General features: G+C 75.2%; 5 protein-coding genes and 1 pseudogene. 5 read left to right on the top strand and 1 reads right to left on the bottom strand.

Annotated elements, in window-relative coordinates:
- Window positions 1-866, bottom strand: an 866-nt coding sequence (locus ACTIDRAF_RS0212985; protein WP_016699171.1) for a tetratricopeptide repeat protein, incomplete at its 3' end; no start/stop codon positions are given.
- Window positions 867-1,080: 214 nt separating this feature from the next.
- Between ACTIDRAF_RS0212985 and ACTIDRAF_RS34950 the strand changes: the two genes are divergently transcribed.
- The 5 genes and pseudogenes from ACTIDRAF_RS34950 to ACTIDRAF_RS0212960 form a co-directional block, all read left to right on the top strand.
- Window positions 1,081-1,596 (top strand): GNAT family N-acetyltransferase, encoded by a 516-nt coding sequence (locus tag ACTIDRAF_RS34950; RefSeq protein WP_016699170.1) that lies wholly within the window; start codon window positions 1,081-1,083, stop codon window positions 1,594-1,596.
- Window positions 1,597-2,100: 504 nt separating this feature from the next.
- Window positions 2,101-2,304 (top strand): hypothetical protein, encoded by a 204-nt coding sequence (locus ACTIDRAF_RS0212975; protein ID WP_030105195.1) that lies wholly within the window; start codon window positions 2,101-2,103, stop codon window positions 2,302-2,304.
- A 138-nt stretch (window positions 2,305-2,442) separates the two neighbouring features.
- Window positions 2,443-4,212 carry an AMP-binding protein gene (locus ACTIDRAF_RS28665; protein ID WP_016699168.1) on the top strand — a complete coding sequence of 590 codons (1,770 nt, stop codon included), beginning with the start codon at window positions 2,443-2,445 and terminating at the stop codon, window positions 4,210-4,212.
- Between the two features lie 192 nt (window positions 4,213-4,404).
- Window positions 4,405-4,929, top strand: coding sequence for a PH domain-containing protein (locus ACTIDRAF_RS0212965; RefSeq protein ID WP_016699167.1), 525 nt, complete (start codon window positions 4,405-4,407; stop codon window positions 4,927-4,929).
- A pseudogene (locus ACTIDRAF_RS0212960) lies at window positions 4,926-5,151 on the top strand (hypothetical protein); the annotation flags it as partial. The gene ACTIDRAF_RS0212965 and the pseudogene ACTIDRAF_RS0212960, both read left to right, overlap by 4 nt.

Here is a 5,151-nt window from a genome sequence, read left to right as displayed (position 1 = left end):
AGCAGCCCGGCGACCCCGTGGACGCGCGTGGAATCGGGCATCGACGTCATCAACAGCAGGAGCGCGCCACCCGCCTGCACCAGCCACATCTTCCGGAACACCGGCCACAGCACCGCCTCGACACCCCGACCGAGCTCCTGCCGGCGCGTGTCGCGTTCGATCCGTTCCTCGTCCCGGGCCTCGTCCCCGGTCCCGGACCCGCCCACCCCGCGCTCGCCCGACCCGTCGCCCCTCCGCCAGCCACCGGCGAACCGACCGCCCCGTGCGGACTTCCGCTCCGCTCTGGCCCGCGCGTCGCGCTCCTTGCGGACCACGCGCAGGCCCCGCTCCGCCACCGAGGACTTCGGGCGGAGCCGCAGGGCCGTGCGGTAGGCCCACTCCGCCCGCCCCCAGTCATGGCGCAGCAGGGCGGCGTCGCCCAACACCTCGTACGGCCGGCCCTCCTCCGGAGCGAGTTCGACCGCCCTCGTCGCGCTCTCCTCGGCATCCCGCAGGGCGGCGTCCCCTCCCCGAGCCGAGAGCGCCTCGGCCAGCCCGGAGTGGCACTGCCAGACCCGTGGTGCCTCCGCCACCGCCGCGCGGGCGGCGGCGACCGCCGCGTCGTGCTCGCCGAGGTCGGTGTGGGCCAGCGCCGCCAGCAGGTGCGGGGAATGGTGGCCGGGCAGGACGACCATGGCGCGGCGGGCCAGGGCGAGCGCCTGCGCCGGGGCACCGACGTGCAGTTGCTCACCGGCGAGCTGGCAGAGCACGGCCGCGTTGCCCGGGTGGTCGGACAGCAGAGTGGACAGCAGGCGCACCGCCTCGCGGTGTTTGCCGGACCCGCTCAGCTCGGCGGCGCGGCGCAGGGTGGCGGTGACATCGGACACCGCCCCAGTCTCGCAGCTCCTCGCGAGTCCGTTCCAGCGCTCAGCGCCGAGCGGGCCCTGGACACCCTCGCCCCACCGCCGCGCCGCCAGCAGCTCCTCGCGCTCGCGGCGGTACCGCGTTGCCGGGGACCGGGACGCGCGGCAGGATCGCACCACGGCCCGCCCTCCGACTCCCGCCCGAGGGCCAACCGCCGCAGGACCACCGAGGAGCACCGTGCACCCGACCCCGATCCGACTGTCGCGTTCCGAGGACCTGCCCGTCCTCGTCGAGGTCAGCAGGGCGGCGGACCGGTTGTTCGAGGACGTGGGGCTGCTCCTGCCCCCGGACGACCCCGAGCACACCCTGCGGTCCGCCGGTGAGGTCCTCGTGGCGGGCGAACCACCCGTCGGTTTCGCCGCGGTGGACCAGCTCGACGGCAGGACGCACCTGGACCAGCTCGCCGTGCACCCCGGCGCCGGCCGCCGGGGCATCGGTGGGGCGCTGCTGGACGAGGTGGTGGCACGGGCAGGCCGGCGGGGCTTCCCCGCCGTCACCCTGACCACCTTCCGCGACGTCGCCTGGAACGCTCCCTGGTACCGCCGACGCGGGTTCGTGGAACTGCCCCGGTCCGAGTGGGGGCCCGAGCTCCGCGCGCGCTGGGCGGAGGAGCGGAACGCCGGCATCGAGGTCGCACCCAGGATCGCGATGATCGCGCGGGTGGATGGCGCGACCGACCGGCCCGGGGGCTGAGGCGATCGGGCCGGACGCGGTCGGTGGCCGTCCGCCCCCACCCGGTGGGAAGCCGGCCAGTACCCGGGCTCCCGGCGACGAGTGGCGCGGCCCCTCGCCCCCTCGCGGGCGGACTCGTCAGGCTCGGGTAGCGGCCCCGCGCCGTCGCCAGGAGCCGGCTGCCCCGCTGATCCCCCCGGCGGCGCTGGCGCCGGCCGAACACCCGGGGGAGGTGGTCGCGGCCCGCCAAGGGCGTGCCGGCACGACGTCCGCCCCTCTCCCTGGCCGATCGCGTCCCCCGCGCCGGGATCGCGGCTAGTATCCCGATGTGATTGAACGCTCCACCAGTTTGGGTGATCTGAGCGTCGTCATCGGCGTGTCGGGTGTCGATCTTCGCGCCCGGTGTCGAGAAACACTCGGAAAGCGGCCACAACGGGCGTCATGACTCCGACGGCGGTGGCGTCTCACCACCGCGAGCACCGAGTGCAGGAGACCGCCGGTGCCACCGGCGGAGAAGTGGGGGGAGTGGTAGTGCGCAACGAGTGGTCCGTCAACTGCCGTGACGTCGCGGGGCGACGCCGCGACGTGGTCGTCTTCGTCGACCAGGGACAGGTGGTGCTGACCGCGCCCCCGGGGGAGACGGCGGTGCTGAGCCCGCTGGAGGTGGGTCGGCTGCGCGCCGCCCTGCGGGACGCCGTGGTCGCCGCCTCGGTATCCCCCGAGGAGTGAGCGGGTACCCCGTCGCCGGAGGCGACCGCGCCGCGTCCGCCTCCGAACGCTCCGCCGAGGGCCCGGCCAGCGGCGCACGACGACCGGCCGGCCGGCGGGTCGGGGACGACACCAGGAGGGAAGCGACCGTTGACACGGGTGGAGGTTCGTCGAACGTTCGCGCAGCCGCCCGACCGCCTGTGGTCGTGGCTCGGTGAACCGACGACCTATCCCAGCTTCCTCCCCGAGGTCGTCCGCCTCCAGCCGGTCGGGCACGAACAGCACGCACCTGGCGACCGGTACCAGCTGTTCCGGCGCGGAACGCCCGGTCGGCCCGCCACCCACCTGACGGTGGAGGCCAGGGAGCCCGCGCGGCGCATCCTCCTGTCGCAGGGTCCCGACGACATCCAGCGGTGGGAGTTCCGGCTCCGCCCGCTGCGCGGCGGCGGAACCGAGGTGCGGTTCGGGGTGGAGAAGCTGGTCACCGCGCCCGTCCGCCGCCTCCTCGACCGTGCCGCCGCGCCCGTCCTGCGCCGCTGGGCCGACCGGGCGCTGGTCCGGCTGTCCCACGCGGCCGAGGGCTGGCCGGCCGGGCACGACGCGCGGAGCCCCGGACTGGGGCACCAGCTGGTGGAGCGGTGGCACGACCTCCGTGTCCTGGTCAACAACGGCGTGCTGCGTCCGGACCGACCCGACCGGATGGTCAGGCTCGCCGGCGCGTGGTTGCGGTGGGGCACGTCCCTCCCGCTCGGCTACACGGCGGCGGCGGTCCGCCACCCGGACCGCGCGGCGCTGATCGACGAGCACGGCGCGGTCAGCTTCGCCGAACTCAGCGAACGCACCACCCGGCTCGCCAACGCCCTGGCCGACCGGGGGCTGGGTGAGACCGACGCGGTCGCGCTGCTGTGCGGCAACCACCGGCTGCTCGTCGAGCTGCTGATCGCGTGCAGCAAACTGGGGGTCAGGACCGTCCTGCTCAGCCCCCGCCTGAACGCGGACCAGGTAGGCGGGTTGCTCCGCGACCAGCGGGCGCGGACCGTGGTGGCCGACGCGGAGTACCGGCCGCTCCTGGCGCGTGCCCCGAGGAACTGCCAGCGGATCACCGCCTGGGTGGACGCCCCGACGCGTGCCCTGACGGTCGAGCAACTGATCGCGGACTTCCCCGCCACCCCCCTCGGGCGCAAGCCGGGGGAGGGCACGACCATCGTCCTCACCTCGGGTACCGGTGGGGTCGCCCGCGCCGTCCCCTGGCAGGACCCGCCCCGGGTGACACCGGCCGCCACGGTCTTCACCCGCGTCCCGCTCCGCGAGGGCGAACGCACGTTGATGGCGGCTCCCCTGGCCCACACCCGAGGTCTGTCGGCGCTGCACCTGTGCGCGGTGCTCGGGGCGACGCTGGTGCTCCGACGCGAGTTCTCCCCCCGACAGGCGTTGCGCGAGGCGGCGCAGCACCGGTGCACGTCGATGTTCGTCCAGCCGGCGCTGCTGCGGGGGCTGCTCGAACTGCCGCCCGCCGAGCGCGCCGAACACGACCTGAGCAGTCTGCGGGCCGTGGTCAGCACGGGTGCTCCCCTGCCCGCCGACCTCGCGGCGGACTTCCAGCGCGAGTTCGGCCCCCTGCTCTACAACCTGTACGGCTCCACGGACGTGTCCTGGGTCAGCATCGCGACACCGGCCGACCTGTCGGCCGCGCCCGGCACGGTCGGCAGGCCACCCCGGGGTATCCGCATCGCGGTCCTCGACGAGGACGGGAACCCGCTGCCAGCCGGCCGTGAGGGACGGATCCACGTCGGCACCCACGGCAGCCACGGCCGGCACCGGGGGGATGTCGACGGGGAACCGCCCTTCTCCGAGCTGGTGTTCACCGGGGACCTGGGGCACGTCGACGTGGCCGGCCGGCTGTTCGTCCGGGGCCGCGAACGGGACTGAACGGGAGTCCGACCAGGACGTCCGCGACACCCCCAACCGCACCGAGCCGACCCAGCCCGGTCCGGGCAGGCCACGGCCGGGAACCGGCGGCGGACACCGAGCCGCACCGGGAGCCAGTGGAGGTCCGGGCCGGAGCCGGCGGCCGCCCACGCCCTCTTCGACAAGCTCCCCCCGGTCAGGCAGGGTAGGCAGGTGACTTCGATCGACCCCTCCCCCGGCGGAGAAGCAGCGGACCTCCGGCTGCGCGCGCCCGAACACCGCGTGGCTCCCAGGGCGATCATCTGGTGGTCCCTCCAGGCCCTGATCGGCTGGCTGGTGGTCACCCTGCCCCAGGCAGGCCTGCTGCTGTTCACCGACGACGCCCCGGTCGGTGCGACGTGGGCGCTGTGGGCCTGCGTCGCCGTCGGAGTCCTGCACGTCGCGATCATGCCCAGCTGGCGCTACCGGGTCCACCGCTGGGAGGTGGCCGCCGACGCCGTCTACACCCAGACGGGCTGGTTGACGCAGGAGTGGCGCGTCGCGCCGGCCTCGCGCATCCAGACAGTGGACGCGAAACGAGGGCCGCTGCAACAGCTGTTCGGCCTGTCCACCGTCACGGTGACCACCGCCTCGGCCGCCGGGCCCCTGCACATCGAGGGTCTCGAACACCGGCTGGCGGCGGCACTGGTCGAGGAGTTGACGGCGACCACCCAGGCCGTTCCAGGAGACGCGACGTGACCGAACCCGCCGGCACCGACCCGGACAAGGGTCCCGCTACCGACCAGCCGAGCCAGGAGCGTCCGCCGAGCGCTCACCCCGGGCCGGCCGCCGCCGGCCCGCCCGGCCAGGAGGAGGCGATCCCCCACCCGGCGGGCGAGCCCGCCGGCGCGCCTCCGTTCGGACCGGCCGCGCCCCCTCCTCCCGAACTGACCGACTCGGACGTGGACGAGTGGCGGCGGG

Origin of the sequence: Actinoalloteichus spitiensis RMV-1378 (genome assembly GCF_000239155.1) — a bacterium.
GTDB classification, from domain to species: Bacteria; Actinomycetota; Actinomycetes; order Mycobacteriales; family Pseudonocardiaceae; genus Actinoalloteichus_B; species Actinoalloteichus_B spitiensis.
Note: the sequence above shows the minus strand (reverse complement) of the source record. Positions and strands in the feature narration are given on the sequence as shown.